This window comes from Cryobacterium sp. TMT2-18-2, from assembly GCF_004402245.1.
GTDB lineage: Bacteria > Actinomycetota > Actinomycetes > Actinomycetales > Microbacteriaceae > Cryobacterium > Cryobacterium sandaracinum.
The window spans coordinates 29,316-47,749 of sequence record NZ_SOFU01000002.1 but is presented as its reverse complement, the minus strand read 5'-3'; the positions used below and the strand labels follow the sequence as shown (position 1 = coordinate 47,749).

Genomic DNA, 18,434 nt, shown 5'->3' with positions numbered 1-18,434 from the left:
CCGCACCCGTGGCGGCACCCGCACCCGTGGCGGCACCGGCACCCGTGGCGGCACCCGCACCGGTCGCCGCTCCCGAGCCCGTCGCGGCGCCCGCACCGGTGTTCGCGCCCGCACCGGTCGCGGCACCCGTTGCCGCCCCGGCACCTGCCGCTGCTCCTGTCGCCGTCCCGGCACCTGCAGCTGCCCCCGTGGTCGCGTCGGAGCCGGCCGTCTCCCGCGGATCGCACGCGGGAACATCCGGCTACGTCACCCCCATCGTCCGCAAACTCGCGAACGAGGCCGGTGTCGATCTGTCCCGCGTAGTCGGAACCGGTGTCGGTGGACGCATCCGCAAGGAGGACATCGCGCTCGCGCAGGCCAGCGCTCCCGTCGGGACGGCTGCAGCAACAGCTCCGGCCGTGGAGGTCTCCGCCCTGCGTGGGACCACCGAGCCCATGTCGCGTCTGCGCAAGGTCGTCGCCGAGCGCGCCGTCATCTCGATGCAGTCATCGGCTCAGTTGACAACGGTGGTCGAGGTCGACGTCACCCGGGTCGCGATTCTTCGCGATCAGGTGAAAGCCGATTTTCACGCCAAGACGGGCAACAAGTTGTCCTTTCTGCCGTTCTTCGCTCTCGCTGCAGCCGAGGCACTGCAGGCCAACCCGATCATCAACGCCACCATCGACGGCGACACGATCGTGTACCCGAACCAGGAGAACATCAGCATTGCGGTCGACACCGAACGCGGCCTGCTGACCCCGGTCGTGCGCAACGCGGGCGACCTCGATCTGGCCGGATTCGCCGCTCAGATCGCCGACCTCGCCCAGCGCACCCGCGACAACAAGCTCAAGCCCGACGAGCTGTCTGGTGGAACGTTCACGCTGACCAACACCGGTTCGCGCGGTGCACTCTTCGACACCCCGGTCGTCTTCCTGCCGCAGAGCGCCATCCTCGGCACCGGGGTTGTCTACAAGAAGCCCATCGTCGTCAGCCAGGGTGGCCTCGACGCGATCGCGATCCGCTCGACCGTGTTTCTGGCTCTGTCCTATGATCACCGCATCATTGACGGCGCGGATGCTTCACGCTTCCTCGTCACCATGAAGCAGCGTCTCGAGGCAGGTGCCTTCGAAGCAAACCTCGGTATCTAGTCGATGTCGTCCGTGAGACCGGACCTCGACTAGTAGTCGAAAATATCCCTGATTCGCCAGCCGGCCTCGCCCTTGACCACAAGGACCGAGGCCGGTTGTCGTTCCGCATCCGGGGCCTGAAGCGACACGAGTGCGACATCCCCCATTCGCTCCACCAGAACCGCCGCCCACGACGACAAATCCTCGTCTTCGGCGGCCCCGCCGCCCTGTTGAATCATGCGCAGGGTGTAGCTGTCGGCCGCCAGAGCCGCCGATTGCGCCTGGTACACGGCATCGAGGCAGACCACCGAGACCTCCGCCAGGCACCCGTTCCGGACCCGCAGCAGGGCCGGAAGCGCAACCACCGGGTCGTCACCGGTCACCACGGTTTCCTCTTGGGGGGACCCGTCACCGTCTACTGGGTCGCCGTCAGCCGTGGTCAACTCGGCCGGCTTTGACGCCTTCGGCCGCGCTCCGTCGGTGTGCGCTGATCCACCCGCGGCCAGCGCCGTCACCGCCAGTCCCATACTCAGCAGGGCCATGAGGGCCACGAGGAGCAGCGGCCCACGGCGGAGGCGGAACCCCCGGCCCAGCAGCGACTTCAGCCCACCGGCCGGGTGACCTTCCCGCAGCCGGCGAAGCGCCGTGCGAACGCGCGAGGCCCGGTTGCCGAACATCCGATTGGCCCGGGACGCCTCCGCGGCAAGGCGGACGTTCACCGTGGGAGCACGCCCGACGACATCATCAGTCAGAGGTCTCCGGTACCAGTCGACGGCCGGTTGCGGCCCGCTGACGGCCTCGGGGCTGCGGCCCAGCCTCACCGGCACGGCCTCAGCCCAGGCGAACAGGAGATGCTCGAGCTCGCCCCAGGCGCGGGCCGCCGAGCCAGCGGCCGGCACCGCGCACCACCGTTCCAGGTCGCGGAGGACCGACGGGACCGGCACGACGGGATCGACGTGGTCGAGCACCGTCCGGATGACCTGCGCGAGCCGACCGTGCACCAGGGCGAGCGCCTCGGGCCGCCCGCGACCGGCCTCGGGCAGCGCCCGGAGCTCTCCCAGCCCGGTCAGGACCGGGCGCCCCCTGGAGTCGAAGAGAATGCTCGCGAGGCTGACGGCCGGATGGATCAGGCCGATGGCCTGCAGCTCCGCCAATGCGGCCGCGATCGGGGCCAGGATCGTGACCACCTCCCCGGGAAGCAAGTGTCTGCGGCCCTCCAGAAAGCAGCTCAGCGACCCGCCCGTGAGCTGTTCCAGTACGAGGCAGGTGCGGCCATCGGCCAGGGTGCCGACGTCGACGAGCGTGGTCAGCCGTCCGACCGTCAGGGTGGTCAGGGCTTGGACCTCCCGTTCGATCGAGACGTCCTCCGTTCCCGGATGGAAGACCTTGAGCACGACGGATGTCGTGGAGCAACCCTGCTCCCACTCCCGCGCCTCGTCCCCGGTCGAGGTCGACCGGGACGGCGCCACGCCCACATACAGGTCGGCCCGGTCGGTGGACGCCAAGCGCCGCAGAACGCGGTAACCTGCGACCAATGCGGGGCCGCCGCCGGGCACCGCGCCAGCCGAGTGGGGCGGGGACGCAGGCCCCGGATTACGGACGCGTCGACCGCGAGTTCTCATACCGGACATGCTGGCCTCGCCGCTCCCCTCCCGGCCGACCCGGACTCGTTCCGGGGACAACCGGGCCGCCGACCCCGTGGGGAGGAACGCCGGGGTTTAGGATGAGGGAATGCTCGACTTTGTCGTCGCGGGGCTAAGCGCCAACTCCGTGCCGTATGTTGAGGGCCTTGAGCTCCAACGCGCAGTCCACCGTTCCGTCGTCTCCGGGGAGAGGCCGGACACCGTCATCTTTCTCGAACATCCGAGTGTGTATACCGCCGGGAAGCGCACAGCTCCCGAGGAGCGGCCCCGAAACGGAACCCCCGTCATCGACGCCGACCGCGGTGGGAAGATCACCTGGCACGGCCCCGGGCAGCTGGTCGGGTATCCGGTCATTCGCCTCCGGGAGCCCGTCGACGTCGTCGGCTACGTGCGCCTCCTCGAGGGAATCCTCATCGACGCCCTCCTGGGCTTCGACATCGTCGGCTGCCGAATCTCGGGCCGTTCAGGAGTCTGGGTCGGCCCGGAGGGCCGGGAAGACAAAATCGCCGCCATCGGAATCCGCGTCGCGGAAGGAGTGACCATGCACGGCTTCGCCCTCAACTGCAACAACTCGCTCGAACCGTACGACCACATCATCGCCTGCGGGATCAAGGATGCCGGCGTCACCACCATCTCGAGAATGGTCGGCCGCGACGTGAACCCGGCCGATCTCATCGCCCCCATCACGGCCCAGTTCGAGACCGCCTGGGCGGTGTCGGCATGAGCGCGGCGCCCGAGGGACGCAAGATGCTCCGCCTTGAGATTCGCAACATGGAAACGCCGATCGAACGTAAACCCGCCTGGATCAAGACGGTGGCGAAGATGGGACCGGAGTACCGCAAGCTCCAAAACCTGGTGAAGGGCGAAAACCTGCACACCGTGTGCCAGGAGGCCGGCTGCCCCAACATCTTCGAATGCTGGGAAGACCGCGAGGCGACCTTCCTGATCGGCGGGTCACAGTGCACGAGGCGGTGCGACTTCTGCCAGATCGATACCGGCAAACCTGCCGAGTACGACACGGATGAGCCGCGCCGCGTCGCGGAATCCGTCGTCAAGATGAATCTGCGTTACGCCACGGTGACGGGCGTCGCTCGCGACGACCTGCCCGACGAGGGCTCCTGGCTCTACGCGGAGACCATCCGGCAGATCCACCAGCAGAGTCCCGGAACCGGCGTTGAGATTCTGGTCCCGGACTTCTCCGGCAACCCGGACCACCTCGGCGAGGTCTTTTCCGCCCAGCCCGAGGTGTTCGGCCACAATGTGGAGACCGTCCCGAGAATCTTCAAGCGAATCCGGCCGGCATTCCGCTACGAACGGTCCCTGGACGTCCTTACCCAGGGCCGCAATGCGGGACTTATCACGAAATCGAATTTGATCCTGGGAATGGGCGAGGAGCGCTCGGAGGTCAGCCAGGCCCTCCAGGACCTGCACGACGCCGGGACCGACATCATCACGATCACCCAGTATCTGCGGCCGAGCGCGCGTCATCTGCCCGTGGCCCGCTGGGTGAAGCCGGAGGAGTTCGTCGAGCTCAAGGAGGAAGCCGAGGCCATCGGCTTCCTCGGTGTCCTCTCCGGCCCGCTTGTGCGCTCGTCCTATCGGGCGGGCCGGCTCTGGGCCCAGTCCATGCTGGCGACCGGTCGCGAGGTTCCGCCGCAACTGCGCCATCTGGCGGACGCGTCCCTCGGGTTCGCACAGGCGGTCTCCTGATCAAGAATCGGTCACGAGACATTCGGGTGACTGGGTAGTCTTGGAACCATGGCACGCAGCAAGGACAAGACTCCCCGCCCCCCCAAGAAGCCCGGCCGCATGAAGCAAATGTGGCAGGTGTTCCAGATGACACGCCGCTACGACAAGAAGATCGTGCTGTTCATGGTTCTCGGCTTCGTGGTGCCCGTCGCGGTCGCGCTGGGACTGGCCCTTATCCTGTCCCCCGGGAGCATCCTCAACATCGTCCTGTGGACGATTTCGGGTCTGCTCACCGGCATCCTCGCCATGCTCATCATCCTGGGCCAGAGGGCCGAGAAGGCCGCATACACGCAGATCGAAGGCCAGCCCGGCGCCGTCGGCGCTGTGCTGCGCGGTTCGTTGAAGCGCGGCTGGGTGGGGAGTGAGATGCCCGTCGCCGTCAACGGCAAGACTCAGGATGCCGTGTACCGGGCTGTCGGCCGCGGCGGCGTTGTGCTGATCAGTGAAGGGCCGCGCACCCGAACGGCCCGCATGCTCGAGGAAGAGCGCCGGATGGTGACCAGGCTCGGCGGCAGCATCGCCGTCACCATCATCAGCGTCGGCCCCGACGCCGATGCCGTGCCGCTGCACAAACTGGCCCGGCGCCTCACCCGGATCAAGCCCACCCTGACCAAGGCCGAGGTGCTCGCCGTGAACAACCGGTTGAACTCCATGACCAAGAAACTGCCGATCCCCAAGGGCGTCGACCCGATGAAGGCGCGTCCGCAGCGCGGGAACTAGGTACTTCGCCGCGCGGCTCAGGCTAGGAGCGGATGAGCACCGTTCCTGCGACCTTGTCGTGGAAGCCGCGCTGGTCCGAGTCCCAGACCAGAGCGGGGACCGCTAGCCCGAGCAGCAGGGACCGCACAACGGGGCGCCACAACCCGACCCAACCCGGCTGGAGCGGAACGACCCGGAGCCCGACCAGACGGTGGCCGATGCTGCCGCCGATGGTCGGGATGAACACGATCTGGAGCCCCACGAAAATGGCGGTCACAGCGAAGCCGTTGACCACGCCGCTCGTGCTGAAGAACAGTGCCGCCGCCCCGTAGGCCAGGGCCCAGTCCAGCGCGAGGGCGCCAATCCGGCGGCCGACGCGCCCCACGGACCGAGTTCCCTCGTTCGGCAGGCCGAGGCGCTCCCCCGGCCAACGGCTCGGTGGAAGTTGTCCAAAAGTGGTCGAATTCGAGGCTGCGGCAGACACGGGCTGAGTCTACCGAGCGGGCCCCGCTGTAACATGTGTGAAACATAAGCGTCACCGCCGGGTAATGGCATCCCAGTAGCCTCAAAGGAGCCGCAGCGCGCGACTTACACGTTCTATGCCCACGTCGTTTGGAGAAAAAACCGCATGTTCCGCGATTCGTCAGAAGTGCTCAAGTTCATCAAAGACACGGACGTCAAGTTCCTTGACATCCGTTTCACCGACTTGCCGGGTGTTCAGCAGCACTTCAACATCCCCGCGTCGACCGTCGATGAGGAGTTCTTCACGGTCGGGCAGATGTTCGACGGTTCGTCGATCCGCGGTTTCGCGTCGATCCACGAATCCGACATGCAGCTGATCCCGGACGTGACCACGGCCTACATCGACGCGTTCCGCACCGAGCGCACTCTCATCATGCTCTTCGACATCTACAACCCGCGCAACGGCGAGATCTACTCGAAGGACCCGCGTCAGGTTGCCAAGAAGGCCGAGAAGTACCTGGCTTCGACCGGGATCGCGGACACCGCTTTTTTCGCTCCGGAGGCCGAGTTCTACATCTTCGACGATGTTCGCTACGAAGTGAACCAGCACTCCAGCTTCTACTCCGTGGACTCCAGCGAGGGTGCCTGGAACTCGGGCAAGGAAGAGGTCGGCGGAAACCTCGCCAACAAGACGCCTTTTAAGGGCGGCTACTTCCCCGTCAGCCCGGTCGACCAGCACGCCGACCTGCGCGACGACATCTGCCTCAAGCTGATTGACGCCGGACTCATCCTGGAACGCAGCCACCACGAGGTCGGCACCGGCGGCCAGGGCGAGATCAACTACCGCTTCGACACGATGGTGCACGCAGCCGACGATCTGCTCAAGTTCAAGTACATCGTCAAGAACACCTCCGCCGAGTGGGGAAAGACGGCCACGTTCATGCCGAAGCCGCTGTTCGGCGACAACGGCTCCGGCATGCACACGCACCAGTCACTGTGGGCCGACGGCAAGCCCCTTTTCTACGACGAGTCCGGCTACGGCGGACTGTCCGACGTCGCCCGCTGGTACATCGGTGGTCTGCTCAAGCACGCACCGGCCGTACTCGCCTTCACCAACCCGAGCGTCAACTCCTACCACCGTCTGGTGCCGGGGTTCGAAGCTCCCGTCAACCTCGTCTACTCGGCGGGCAACCGTTCGGCGTCCATCCGGATCCCGATCACGGGCACCAACCCGAAGGCGAAACGCATCGAGTTCCGCGCTCCCGATGCGTCGGGCAACCCGTATCTCGCCTTCGCCGCCCAACTGATGGCCGGCCTGGACGGTATCAAGAACCGGATCGAACCGCACGAGCCGGTCGACAAGGACCTCTACGAGCTGCCGCCCGAAGAGGCCAAGAACATTCCGCAGGTTCCCGCGTCGCTCGGCGAGGCCCTCGTAGCCCTCGAGAACGATCACGACTTCCTGCTTGCCGGCAATGTCTTCACGCCCGAACTGATCGAAACCTGGATCGACTACAAGCGTGAGATGGAAATCAAGCCGCTCGCGCAGCGTCCGCACCCGTTCGAGTTCGAGCTCTACTACGGCGTCTAGACCGTAGCCCCGGCAACCGGCTGGGTATAGGCAGGAGGACCGCATCCCCTATGGGATGCGGTCCTCCTGCCTATACCGGACCTACCCGCCGAAGGGGCCGGCGCGCTCCACCGGCCCGTAGAACAGTCTCTCGAACACCGCGCGGGCGCGGCGGGTCACCGAGAGGTATTCCTCCTCGAGCTGGTTGGCAGAGCCCGGCGGGTATTCCATCACCCGGGCGACGCCCTCGAGCTGCACGCGGTCGGTCGGGAGGACATCCGCGGTCTTGTTGGTCCAGAGGGTGATCGCGGACCGGCAGCGCGACGCGAAGAGCCACGCGGTGGTGAGAGTTTCGGCATCCGTCTCGTTGACCAGACCCGCGGCGACGGCCGCGCGGAGGGCGCCGAGCGTCGACGAGGTGCGCAGCTTGGCGCTATCGGCCGCATGCTGCAGCTGAAGCAGCTGCACGAACCACTCCACGTCGCTCAGCGACCCTCGGCCGAGCTTGAGGTGCCGGTTGGGATCGGCGCCCTGCGGCAGCCGTTCGTTTTCGACTCTGGCCTTGATCCGCTTGACCTCACGGATCGCCTGTTCGCTGATCGATGACGGATACCGTACCTCGTCGGCAACGGCCTCGAAGTCGGCCAGGAGCCGGGCGTCGCCGGCGACTCCTCTCCCCCGCAACAGCGCCTGTGCCTCCCAGGTGAGCGACCAACGCCGGTAATAGGCCTCGTAGGACTCGAGGGACCTGGCGACGGAACCGTTCTTCCCCTCAGGGCGCAACCCGATGTCCAGGTCCAGAGGCAGGCGGTTGTCATCGGTGAGCCGCGACAACTCCTTGACGATGAACTTCGCCCGGTCGTGGGCTGCCTCGCCGATGAGGGTGCCCGGGCGGAAGACGTACATCACGTCGGCATCCGAGCCGAACCCCAGTTCCGAGCCGCCGAACCGGCCCATGCCGATCACGGCAAATTCGATCCCGTCGGCGTCCTGACCGTCTTCCGCACCGTCAAGCGTGGTGCCACGGATGGCGGCAAGCACCCCCTCGATGATGGTTGCGGTGACGTCGGTGAGCCCCGTCGCCAGCTCGTCGATGCTGACCTGGCCCAGAATCGCCGAGAACGCCAGCCGCAGCATTTCGCGGCGCCGGGCAGTGCGCAGGATCGAGGCGGCCGCATCCGGGCTCTCGTGCCGTGCCAGCACGGCGCGAGCCTCCTCACGGAGGGTGGCCGCGCTGCGGGGCCGCAAGTCGTCCTCGTCTTCCAGCCAGGCCACGGATTCGGGAATCGTCTCCAGGAGCTCGCCGACGAAACGGGATGAGGACAGCACCCGGGTGAGTCGCTCGGCGGCCCCGGATGAGTCGCGGAGCATGCGCAGGAACCAGTAGGTCGTACCGAGACTGTCGCTCAGGCGCCGGAACGCGAGCAGCCCGTAGTCGGGGTCGGCTCCCTCGGAGAACCATTGCAGCAACACAGGCAGGAGATTGCGCTGAATCGTGGCCCGTCGGGACACCCCGCCGGTGAGGGCCGCGATGTGACCGAGGGCCCCCTTGGTGTTGCGGAATCCGATGGCGGCCAGCCGGGCCTCGGCCTGGGCGCTGGTGAGGCCCAGCCCGTCCGCCGGGAGCGCGGCCACCGCGGACAGAAGTGGGCGGTAGAACAGGCGCTCATGCAGGCCGCGCACCCGGTGCTTGGTGTTCAGCCACCGGACGCTCAGCTGGGCGGCGTTCGGCGCGAGCCCGGTCGCCCGGGCGAGGACGCGAAGGCTCGACTCGTCGCGCGGGACAAGGTGGGTGCGCCGGAGCTTCTCCAGCTGCAAACGGTGCTCCATCAGCCTCAGGATGCGGTACTCCTGAGCGAACTCGGCCGCTTCAGCGCGCCCGACGTATCCGCTCTCGGCCAGCGCGGACAGCGCTGGCAGGGTGCCGGCCTGCCGAACCGCCGGATCCGCCTGACCGTGCACGAGCTGCAGAAGCTGCACGGTGAACTCGATGTCGCGAAGGCCGCCGGGGCCGAGCTTCAACTGCACGGCGACTTCGTCCTCCGGTATGTTCTTGGTGACGCGCTCGCGCATCCGCTGCACGGACTCGACGAAATTCTCCCGGCTGGCACTGGTCCACACCTTTGGGGACACCGCCGCCACATACCGACCCCCGAGCTCGAGGTCGCCCGCCAGTGGTCTGGCCTTCAGCAGCGCCTGGAACTCCCAGCTCTTCGCCCAACGGTCGTAGTAGGCCAGGTGAGACTCGAGGGATCGCACCAGGGCGCCGGACTTGCCCTCGGGACGGAGGTTCGGGTCCACTTCCCAGAGCTCGGGTTCGACGGCGGGCTGATTCAGTCCCCGCATCAGCAGGATCGCGAGCCGGGTGGCGATATCGACCGCGCGCGGTGCTTCCAGGCCGGCGGCCGGGTCACCCTCGGCGACGAAGATCACGTCGACATCGCTGACGTAGTTCAGTTCGGCGGCGCCGGCCTTGCCCATGCCGATCACCGCGAGCCGAGTGGCGCGCACCTCTTCCTCCGGGAATACGCCTCGCCCCGCGACCAGGCCGGTGGACATGCTCCGCGCGACGGCCAGGGAGGCCTCCAGCGCGGCGGCCGCCAGGTCGGCGAGCGTGCGGGCGACGGCGTCCAGGCCCGCGACCGGGTCGGCCTGCTCGAGGTCGTAGGCGGCCAGCTGCGCCAGTCGGCGCCGGTAGCGCACCCGCAGGGCGACCCAGCCCTCATCGTCGACGAGGCTGGCGAAACCGTCTCGGGTACCGACCGAATCCAGCAGGTCCTCGATCAGTTCCGGCAGGTCGGGAAGGGCCGTGAGCGGCTGGGCGAGAACCGTCAATTCCTCCGGATGACGCAGGAAGAACTCGGTCAGTCCGCTCGACGCGCCGACGACTCGCAACAGCCGCTGGGTCGCCTCCGGGTGCAGCAGCAACGCCCGCACCTCGTGCGGTGCCTGGCGCAGCAGAGACACGAGGGCCGCGAGGGCGGCATCCGGGTTGGCCGTCTTGCCGAGCAGCGGCAGCAGGGCGGCCGATTCGGGTCCGCCCAGGTCACCGACCTCGTCCAGCCGGAAACGCACCTCTCGCAGCTCGACGAAGCCTACCCGGGCGAGCTCGGTCAGGGTCAGCTGTTCCCGTGCCATCCGGTCTCGTCTCCCGACCGTTAGAGCATCTCGAGGTTCTTGTCGAGCTCGAAGGGAGTGACCTGCGAGCGGTAATCCTTCCACTCCTGGCGCTTGTTCAGCAGCACATAGTTGAACACGTGCTCGCCCAGCGTCTCGGCAACCAACTCGGACTCCTCCATGTACTGGATCGCGTGGTCCAGGCTCGCTGGAAGCTGCCGGTAGCCCAGAGCGCGCCGCTCGGTGTCGCTCAGGCCCCACACATTGTCCTCGGCCTCGGGGGGAAGCTCGTAGCCCTCTTCGATTCCCTTGAGCCCGGCGGCCAGCATGAGGGAGTACGCGAGGTACGGATTCGCTGCCGAGTCGATGGCCCGGTACTCGACGCGGGCGCTCTGCCCCTTATTGGGCTTGTAGAGTGGCACCCGGATCAGGGCGGACCGGTTGTTATGGCCCCAGCACACGAAGCTGGGGGCTTCGTCCCCGCCCCACAGTCGCTTGTAGGAGTTCACGAACTGGTTCGTGACGGCGGTGATCTCCGGGGCATGCTTGAGCAGCCCGGCGATGAACTGGCGGCCGGTCTTAGAGAGCTGGTATTGGGCGCCCGCCTCGAAGAACGCGTTGGTGTCGCCCTCGAACAGGGACAGGTGCGTGTGCATTCCTGACCCGGGGTGCTCCGACATCGGCTTCGGCATGAACGTCGCGTAGACGCCCTGCTCGATGGCCACCTCCTTGATGACCGTGCGGAAGGTCATGATGTTATCCGCCGTGGTCAGCGCATCCGCGTAGCGCAGGTCGATCTCGTTCTGACCGGGACCGGCCTCGTGGTGGCTGAATTCCACCGAAATGCCCAGGTCTTCGAGCATCCGCACCGACCGGCGGCGGAAGTCGTGGGCTGTGCCGCCGGGAACGTTGTCGAAGTAGCCGGCGTGGTCCACCGGCACGGGGCCGTTCTTGCCATACTTGGACGACTTGAGCAGGTAGAACTCAATTTCGGGGTGGGTATAGAACGTGAAACCGCGGTCGGCTGCTTTGGCCAGCGTGCGCTTGAGCACATTTCGCGGATCGGCGACGGCCGGCTGACCGTCCGGCGTCATGATGTCGCAGAACATGCGGGCGGTCGGGTCGATCTCGCCGCGCCAGGGCAGGATCTGGAACGTGGTCGGGTCCGGGTGCGCGAGCACATCCGCCTCGAACGACCGGGTGAGACCCTCGATCGCCGAACCGTCGAAACCGAGACCCTCGGCGAATGCGCCCTCAACCTCTGCGGGTGCGATGGCCACCGATTTGAGGGTGCCGACGACATCCGTGAACCAGAGTCGGATGAACTTGATTCCCCGCTCCTCGATGGTCCGAAGAACGAAGTCGCGCTGCTTGTCCATTCACGCCCTTTCTTGTCGCTCCCTAGGCTACTGTCTGGCGTGGACTCTCGGGCGAAACCGACCGCCGATCGGCCCGAACGCTCCTTGACTACACTTGAGGCATGCCAGAGTCGACCGTTCCGGACGAACCTCAGCCCGTCAGCGAGCTGAATCCCTTCGTTTCCGTGCAGTCCGGACCCAAACGGGTGCGGACGCGCCATTTTCACAACGCCAAGCAGCAGGGCATCCCGATTACGGGGCTCACCAGCTACGACATGCTCACGGCCCAGATCTTCGACCAGGCCGGCATCGACTTCCTGCTCGTGGGCGATTCGGCCGGTAACAACGTGTTCGGCTACGAGACCACCCTCCCGGTGACGGTCGACGAGCTCATCCCGCTCACCCGGGCCGTCGCGCGCGCCGTGACCCGCGCACTCGTCGTCGCGGATATGCCCTTCGGTTCGTACGAGACCGGCCAGAGCGAGGCCCTGCACACCGCCGTGCGTTTCATGAAGGAAGCGCAGGCCCACGCGGTCAAGCTCGAGGGCGGGGTTCGCAGCCACAAGCAGATCAAGCGCATCGTGTCATCGGGGATCCCCGTGATGGGGCATGTCGGCTTCACCCCTCAGAGCGAGCACGGGCTGGGCGGACACATGATCCAGGGCCGCGGCGAGGCCGCGGATCAGCTGATTGAAGACGCCCTCGCGGTGCAGGACGCCGGCGCCTTCGCGGTCGTACTCGAGATGGTCCCGGCGACGGTCGCGGCACTGGTCACCGCACGGCTCGACATCCCCACGATCGGGGTGGGTGCTGGGCCCGACGTCGACGGCCAACTGTTGGTGTGGACGGATTTCGCCGGCATGACCGAGGGGCGAGTGCCCCGATTCGTTCGGCAGTACGCCAACCTGCGCGGCGTGCTGACGGATGCTGTGCACCGGTTCAAGGACGACGTCGACTCCGGCGCGTACCCCGGGCCGGAACACAGCTACGAGTAGATCTCGCCGCTCGCGGGACTAGCGGTCGTTTTCGGCCTCTTCCGCGGCCCACTTGGCGCTGTTCGCGCGCAGCTTCTCCAGCGCGTGGACGGCCTCCTCCCGGGTGGCGAACGGCCCGACGCGGTCTATAGAGGGGGACTGCATCCCCTGCTCGACCGCGCCCGTGCGCATGTTGTACCAGAACTGATGATCGGTGCCTTCGGACATAAGCTTGATCCTATGCCTAAGGATTCTGTTGGTCACCTCCTCCCGGGCGCGGTTTCTCCGCTCCGCGCCGTTCCCCGCCACATCGTGCGCCCGGAGTACGTCGGTAAGGGGATGCCCTCGCCCTTCACCGGATCGGATCTGTACTCCTCCGAGCGCATCGAGCTGATCCGGGAATCAGGCCGGATTGCGGCCGGGGCCATCGAAGCTGTCGCACAGGCCATCCGCCCCGGCGTGACGACAGAGGAACTCGACCGGATCGGCCACGAGTTCATGATCGAGCGTGACGCCTACCCGTCGACGCTCGGCTATCGGGGGTTCCCCAAATCACTGTGTAGTTCCGTGAACGAGGTCATCTGCCACGGCATCCCGGACGACACCGTTCTTGAGAACGGCGACATCGTCAACATCGACATCACCGCCTACAAGAACGGTGTGCACGGCGACACGAACGCCACCTTCATCGTCGGTGAGGCACGGGATGAGGTCAGGCTCCTCGTCGAACGCACCCGGGAGGCTCTCGCCCGCGGTATCAAGGCCGTCGCTCCCGGACGCCAGGTGAACGTGATCGGCCGCGCCATCGAGTCCTACGCCAAGAGGTTCGGCTATGGGGTCGTTCGGGACTTCACCGGACACGGCGTCGGCGAGGCCTTCCACTCCGGCCTGATCATCCCGCACTACGACTCCGCTCCCGTCTACGACACCGTGATGGAGGTCGGCATGGTCTTCACGATCGAACCGATGCTCACCCTGGGCGGGACCGACTGGGACATGTGGGCGGATGACTGGACCGTGACGACCCGAGACAAGAGCATCACCGCCCAGTTCGAGCACACCCTCGTGGTGACCGACCGCGGCGCCGAGATCCTCACCCTCTCCTGACAACCGGTAGGTTTTGACTATGAGTTCAACCATGGCCATCGGCATTGACATTGGCGGCACCGGGATCAAGGGAGCGGTGGTCGATCTGTCCACCGGGAAGCTCCTGTCCGATCGCGTGAAGCTTCCCACGCCCAAAGGCGGCCGACCAGCCGACATCATCGAAACGACCAGGACCCTCCTGACAACCGTTTCCGCCGAGGAGGGTGCCGGCGCGCTGCCGGTGGGCATCTGCTTCCCCGCCGTCGTCAAGAACGGCCACACCATGTCGGCCGCCAACGTCTCGGACAAGTGGATCGGCCTCTCCGCCGAGAATCTCTTCGAGAAGGGTCTCGGCCAGCCCATTCACTTCGTGAACGACGCGGATGCCGCCGGCTACGCGGAGACGCAATTCGGCGCGGCGAAGGGGGTGAGGGGGGTGGTCATCATGACGACCCTCGGCACCGGAATCGGAACCGCACTGCTCAACGACGGTTTGCTGGTGCCGAACACCGAACTCGGCCATCTGCAGATCGAGGGCGTCGACTACGAAACCAAGGCCGCGTACTCCGCCAAGGAGAGGGAGAACCTGAGCTGGGAAAAATGGGCCGGTCGGCTGCAGAAGTACTACTCGACCTTGGAGGCACTGTTCTCGCCGGACCTCTTCATCGTCGGCGGCGGCGTGTCCAAGCACCACCAGGACTTCCTGCCCCTTCTGCGACTGAAGACAGCCATCATCCCGGCCGTGCACCGCAACAACGCGGGAATCCTCGGGGCCGCCGCACTCGCCGTCAAGCATCAGGGCTGACCTGCCCGGGGTGGCAGCGCCCCGGCGCAGAACCTGGAGGCCGGAGGGTGGAATGGGCCGACTATTACGCCGGGTTCTGTCCCGATGCCGTAGCACCCTGGACGGCCATCTATCTCGGGACTACGTTGCCGTAGCCCTCTAGCGGTCTACCCGGAAACTCGGCGAGCCGCCTTGGCGTTTCCTGTCTGACCTTGCTCCGGACGAGGTTTACCTAGCCGACCAGGTCACCCTGGCCTCTGGTGGTCTCTTACACCACCGTTTCACCCTTACCACCGGCCGAAACCGGAGGCGGTCTACTTTCTGTGGCACTGTCTCGCGGGTTACCCCGGGTGGGTGTTACCCACCATCCTGCTCTGCGGAGCCCGGACGTTCCTCGGCATCCGCTGACCCGAAGGTAGCGGATGACGCGACCGTCTTGCCGACCCATTCCACAGTCCAGAGTACAGGCCGCCGGCGGGGCCCGGCTCCACCTAGATCCCGGACTCCTCCGTGCGAACCAGGATCGCCCCGCAGTCCGGGCAGAACAGGACCTCGTCAGCCGGCGAGGAACGCACGGCATCGAGGTCACTGCCGGTGAGCGTCATCGTGCAGCCGCTGCAGGTGCGCGCCCGCAACAGGGCGGCGGCGTTTCCCCGCCCCGTCACGAAACGTTTCTCGTACAGCGCGGCGAGGTCCTCGGCGACGCTGCCGGCGACGGCGGCCCGGTCCCGGCGGAGTTCGCCGAGCTGCCGGTTCAGATCGGCGAGGCTTTCGTTGCGCGCCTGCTCGGCGTCATGGATTTGGAGCGCGATCGCGTCCCGTTCCGCCTCCACCGCGGAGACGGTCGCATCGCTCTCCTCGAGCCGTTCCATCACCGCGATCTCGATCTCCTCGAGCGCGAGGAGGCGTTTGCGCAGCGCCGCAAGCTCCGTCTCCAAAGCCTGCACGTCTTTCACCGAGGAGGTGTGCTGAACCCGGTCGGTGTCCCGCGCGATGCGCTTCTCGACCACATCGACGTCGGATTCGATCCGCGCCAGCTCGGTGCGCACGTCATCACGTTCTCCGGCGCGCGTGCCGAAGGCCATCCGGGTGGTGTCGAACAACGTGGTGAGTTCCCGGATCTCGGCGTGCTGGGGCAGGGCCTTCGTCTGGTGCTCGACCTGCTGCAGCCTGATGTCGAGGGACTGAAGCCGGAGAAGCTCCTTCTGTTCTACGGGGGATGCCTTCACGATGTCCTGACCTTTGCAAATAGAAATATGAACGAGCGTTGGGGGTGAATCCGAACTTCATCGGCAGGCTACTGCACGATCGCGAAGTCCCAGGGATCCGTGCGCAGGGAACTGCTGGTGATGCGCACACCAGGCAGAAGAGCCCGCAACTGTTCGGCGGCCGGTTCGATCCAGAGCCATTCACTGGCCCAGTGCGACACGTCGATCAGGGCAGGGGTGCCCCCCGACAGCCCGGACTGCTCACGGGCCTCCGACGCCGGGTGGTGACGGAGATCGGAGGTGATATACACATCGGACGACTGCACGGCGGGATGAGGGAGAAGGGAATCGCCTGCACCACCGCAGAGCGAGACGGTTTCGACGACACTGCCGTACTCCCCCGCGACCCGGACGCCGGTGGCGGTCGCCGGCAGGAGCTGGGCGAGGCGGTGGGCCAGTTGGCCCAGGGTGGTCGGGTGCGCGAGCCGGCCGACCCGGCCGATTCCCGTTCCCGCCGCGGCGCCCGCCGTGATGGGGGCTGGGTCAACGAGGCCGAGTCGGGTGGCGAGGATGTCCGAGACGCCGTCCACGACGACATCCGCGTTGGTGTGCGCCGCAAGGAGAGCGCAATTCGCTCGGATCAGACGACCGATCAGGGCGCCCTTGTAACGGTCTTCGGCGACCGACGTGACGCCGCGCAGCAGGAGCGGATGGTGAACCAGGAGCAGGTCTGCGTCATATCCGACCGCCTCGTCCACGGTCGCGGAGACGGCGTCCACAGCCAGGTGGATCGACTCGACCGGCTGGCCGGGGTTGCCGCAGACCAGACCCGGGGCGTCCCAGACTTCGGCACCGGACAACGGCCACAGTTCATGGATGATTCGACTTACATCGGCGAGTGAGACGGGCACCTCGTAAGCCTACCGGTGACGAGGCGGTGCGCTCTCCTGACGACGGTTGGCCGGGATCCCGAAGAACTGCAAGCGCGGTCACCGCCACCAGAAGCAGCCCGAGCCCGGCCCAGCCGGACGGTGGCAACCGCTCGCCGACGATCAGGACCGCCAGCAGCGTAGCCACGAGCGGTTCGACTAGGGTGATGCTGGTCGCCGTGCTGCCGCGGACCGTGCGCAGGCCGCGGCCGAAAAGCAAGTAGGCGACGAACATGGGCCCGATCGCGAGGTAGGCGGTGACGCTCAGGCTGCCGGTGCTCTGGAGCAGCTGTGCTCCCGTGGCCGCGAGCACCGGTACGAGGCACAGCGCGCCGACGCCGAAGAGCGCCCCCATCGTGGCCCGGGAGCTGTGCCCGCCCGCGATCACCCGGTGGGATGCGTGCGTGTAGAGCGCGTAGCTGAGCCCGGCCAACAGCCCGAGCAGAACGCCCAGAAGAGCGGACCCGGCGGCCTGGTCCGACTGCCGGCCGTTGATCAGCAGAATCGTGCCGAGCAGAGCCACCAGTGTGCACAGTGCCCAGAGCCGTGTGACCGCCCGGCGCTCCGCCAGGAACTCGATCCCCGCGGCAAAGACGGGCGCAGACCCCAGCGACACGACCGTGCCGACAGCCACCCCGGCCAGGTTAATCGCACTGTAGAAAGCGAGCGGGTAGACGACGATGCCGGCGACCCCTGCCAGCACCCAGCGGCGCACGGAGCAGTCTCGGAGGGTTGCCCGGGCGCTTCGGGCGGAAAGCGTGAAGAGCAGCGCGCCGCCCACGACCATCGTGGCCGCCCCGGTCGCCAGCGGGCTGACGCTGCCGGGCAGGAAGTGCGCGGCCGTGCCCGTCGTGCCCCAGAGCAGCGCGGCCAGAAAGATGGGGGCCACGCCGAGCCGGCTCGCGACGGTTCGCGGCGGCGTCACCATCCGAGAGTGCCGGGAGCCCCCTTGAACGGTCCGACGACCCGGGAGGTGATCCAGCCGCCGTAGAAGTCGCCCGGCTGAGGCAGCACCGCTTCCCCGTTCACGGTAACGAGGTCCATCCGTCCGGGGTACAGCGCGACGCGGTTTGCCAGATCCTCGAAGCCCCGCGTCGGCGACGGGTAGTACCACCCGGCCGCCTTCTCCACACGCCCCGGGGTGACCACGCTCAGGTACGACGCCTCGCCCTTGTACTCGCAGTACGATCGGCCGGTCACCGGTTCGAGGCTCCCCGCCCGGAACGCGGAACGCGGCAGGTAGTAGACCGGCGGATGGCTGGTCTCGAGCACCCGGACGGCATCGTCGGTGTCGACCAGGACCAGGCCCCCGAGGGTGACGACGACCCGGTCGGCGCTCGCCTCCACGCGGGGCGGTCGCGGGTAATCCCAGGCCGATTCCTGGCCGGGTCCGGGCACAACCCGGTTAGTGCGATACGGCTTCATCCGGCCAGCGTACCGGGAGCGGCCGGGCGAATTCGAACAGTGGACGAACCCTCCTAGCGCTGCAACTCCACCCCGAAGACGGCGGCCTGGGTACGGCGCTCCATGCCGAGTTTGCTGAGCACCCCCGACACATAGTTCTTTACCGTCTTCTCCGCCAGGTCAAGGCGCTCGCCGATCTGGCGGTTGGTGAGGCCCCGGGAGATCAAATCGAGGACTTGCCGCTCTCGCGTCGTCAGCGCTCGGGCGGCTGGGTCTCCTCGGTCCAGCCCCAAGGAGGTTGCCACCCGGCTGGCCAGCAGCGGGGTGAGCAGCGACTCCCCCCCC

At 67.0% G+C, this 18,434-nt stretch carries 18 protein-coding genes and 1 other RNA gene; 8 read left to right on the top strand and 11 right to left on the bottom strand.

Annotated elements, in window-relative coordinates; all coding sequences use genetic code 11:
* A partial coding sequence (locus E3O22_RS00320; protein WP_134397062.1) for a 2-oxo acid dehydrogenase subunit E2 occupies positions 1-1,127 on the top strand: 1,127 nt, incomplete at its 5' end.
* Positions 1,128-1,156: 29 nt separating this feature from the next.
* Here the strand turns inward: E3O22_RS00320 and E3O22_RS00315 are convergent.
* A complete protein-coding gene (locus E3O22_RS00315) occupies positions 1,157-2,611 on the bottom strand; it encodes a protein kinase (protein ID WP_134397061.1) in 1,455 nt (484 codons plus the stop codon).
* 226 nt (positions 2,612-2,837) lie between these two features.
* Here E3O22_RS00315 and lipB point away from each other — a divergent pair, with 226 nt between their 5' ends.
* Genes lipB through E3O22_RS00300 form a run of 3 tightly spaced genes read left to right on the top strand, consistent with a single transcriptional unit; the run spans position 2,838 to position 5,218 of the window.
* Positions 2,838-3,473 carry a lipoyl(octanoyl) transferase LipB gene (lipB, locus tag E3O22_RS00310; protein WP_134395896.1) on the top strand — a complete coding sequence of 212 codons (636 nt, stop codon included), beginning with the start codon at positions 2,838-2,840 and terminating at the stop codon, positions 3,471-3,473.
* Entirely contained in the window at positions 3,470-4,459 is a 990-nt protein-coding gene (gene lipA / locus E3O22_RS00305; protein ID WP_134395895.1) for a lipoyl synthase, read from the top strand. Before lipB ends, lipA begins: the two co-directional genes overlap by 4 nt.
* A 48-nt stretch (positions 4,460-4,507) precedes the next feature.
* Positions 4,508-5,218 carry a DUF4191 domain-containing protein gene (locus E3O22_RS00300; protein ID WP_134395894.1) on the top strand — a complete coding sequence of 237 codons (711 nt, stop codon included), beginning with the start codon at positions 4,508-4,510 and terminating at the stop codon, positions 5,216-5,218.
* A gap of 22 nt (positions 5,219-5,240) precedes the next feature.
* Here the strand turns inward: E3O22_RS00300 and E3O22_RS00295 are convergent, their stop codons facing one another.
* Positions 5,241-5,681, bottom strand: coding sequence for an RDD family protein (locus E3O22_RS00295; protein ID WP_104101960.1), 441 nt, complete (start codon positions 5,679-5,681; stop codon positions 5,241-5,243).
* A 144-nt stretch (positions 5,682-5,825) separates the two neighbouring features.
* Here E3O22_RS00295 and glnA point away from each other — a divergent pair, with 144 nt between their 5' ends.
* Positions 5,826-7,250 carry a type I glutamate--ammonia ligase gene (gene glnA / locus E3O22_RS00290; protein ID WP_104101957.1) on the top strand — a complete coding sequence of 475 codons (1,425 nt, stop codon included), beginning with the start codon at positions 5,826-5,828 and terminating at the stop codon, positions 7,248-7,250.
* An 81-nt stretch (positions 7,251-7,331) separates the two neighbouring features.
* Here glnA and E3O22_RS00285 read toward each other — a convergent pair whose 3' ends face one another.
* A complete protein-coding gene (locus E3O22_RS00285; protein WP_134395893.1) occupies positions 7,332-10,367 on the bottom strand; it encodes a bifunctional [glutamine synthetase] adenylyltransferase/[glutamine synthetase]-adenylyl-L-tyrosine phosphorylase in 3,036 nt (1,011 codons plus the stop codon).
* A gap of 20 nt (positions 10,368-10,387) precedes the next feature.
* The gene (locus E3O22_RS00280; RefSeq protein ID WP_134395892.1) at positions 10,388-11,725 is read right to left on the bottom strand and encodes a glutamine synthetase family protein; all 1,338 of its coding nucleotides are present in this window, start codon (positions 11,723-11,725) and stop codon (positions 10,388-10,390) included.
* Between the two features lie 101 nt (positions 11,726-11,826).
* On the opposite strand from E3O22_RS00280, the gene panB reads away from it, so the two are divergent.
* On the top strand, positions 11,827-12,699 hold the full coding sequence (panB, locus tag E3O22_RS00275; RefSeq protein WP_104171103.1) for a 3-methyl-2-oxobutanoate hydroxymethyltransferase: 873 nt from the start codon (positions 11,827-11,829) through the stop codon (positions 12,697-12,699).
* Positions 12,700-12,717: 18 nt separating this feature from the next.
* Here panB and E3O22_RS00270 read toward each other — a convergent pair whose 3' ends face one another.
* Positions 12,718-12,906 (bottom strand): SPOR domain-containing protein, encoded by a 189-nt coding sequence (locus E3O22_RS00270; RefSeq protein ID WP_134395891.1) that lies wholly within the window; start codon positions 12,904-12,906, stop codon positions 12,718-12,720.
* Between the two features lie 12 nt (positions 12,907-12,918).
* Between E3O22_RS00270 and map the strand changes: the two genes are divergently transcribed.
* Together map and ppgK are read left to right on the top strand one after the other, a co-directional pair.
* Positions 12,919-13,785, top strand: coding sequence for a type I methionyl aminopeptidase (map, locus tag E3O22_RS00265; protein ID WP_134395890.1), 867 nt, complete (start codon positions 12,919-12,921; stop codon positions 13,783-13,785).
* A 19-nt stretch (positions 13,786-13,804) separates the two neighbouring features.
* Positions 13,805-14,569, top strand: coding sequence for a polyphosphate--glucose phosphotransferase (gene ppgK, locus E3O22_RS00260; protein WP_134395889.1), 765 nt, complete (start codon positions 13,805-13,807; stop codon positions 14,567-14,569).
* A gap of 49 nt (positions 14,570-14,618) precedes the next feature.
* Here ppgK and rnpB read toward each other — a convergent pair.
* The 6 genes from rnpB to E3O22_RS16195 form a co-directional block, all read right to left on the bottom strand.
* Positions 14,619-14,995: RNase P RNA component class A (rnpB, locus tag E3O22_RS00255), an RNA gene on the bottom strand.
* 44 nt (positions 14,996-15,039) lie between these two features.
* Positions 15,040-15,777, bottom strand: a complete 738-nt coding sequence (locus E3O22_RS00250; protein ID WP_134395888.1) for a zinc ribbon domain-containing protein — start codon at positions 15,775-15,777, stop codon at positions 15,040-15,042.
* A gap of 68 nt (positions 15,778-15,845) precedes the next feature.
* Complete coding sequence (locus tag E3O22_RS00245) at positions 15,846-16,667, bottom strand: Nif3-like dinuclear metal center hexameric protein (RefSeq protein WP_134395887.1); 822 nt, start codon at positions 16,665-16,667, stop codon at positions 15,846-15,848.
* Positions 16,627-17,610, bottom strand: a complete 984-nt coding sequence (locus tag E3O22_RS00240; RefSeq protein ID WP_241976453.1) for a DMT family transporter — start codon at positions 17,608-17,610, stop codon at positions 16,627-16,629. Before E3O22_RS00240 ends, E3O22_RS00245 begins: the two co-directional genes overlap by 41 nt.
* Complete coding sequence (locus tag E3O22_RS00235) at positions 17,607-18,110, bottom strand: DUF427 domain-containing protein (protein WP_134395885.1); 504 nt, start codon at positions 18,108-18,110, stop codon at positions 17,607-17,609. The genes E3O22_RS00240 and E3O22_RS00235 overlap by 4 nt, the downstream gene beginning before the upstream one ends.
* A 53-nt stretch (positions 18,111-18,163) precedes the next feature.
* The coding region (locus E3O22_RS16195) for a response regulator transcription factor (RefSeq protein ID WP_241976452.1) at positions 18,164-18,434 on the bottom strand (271 nt) is incomplete at its 5' end.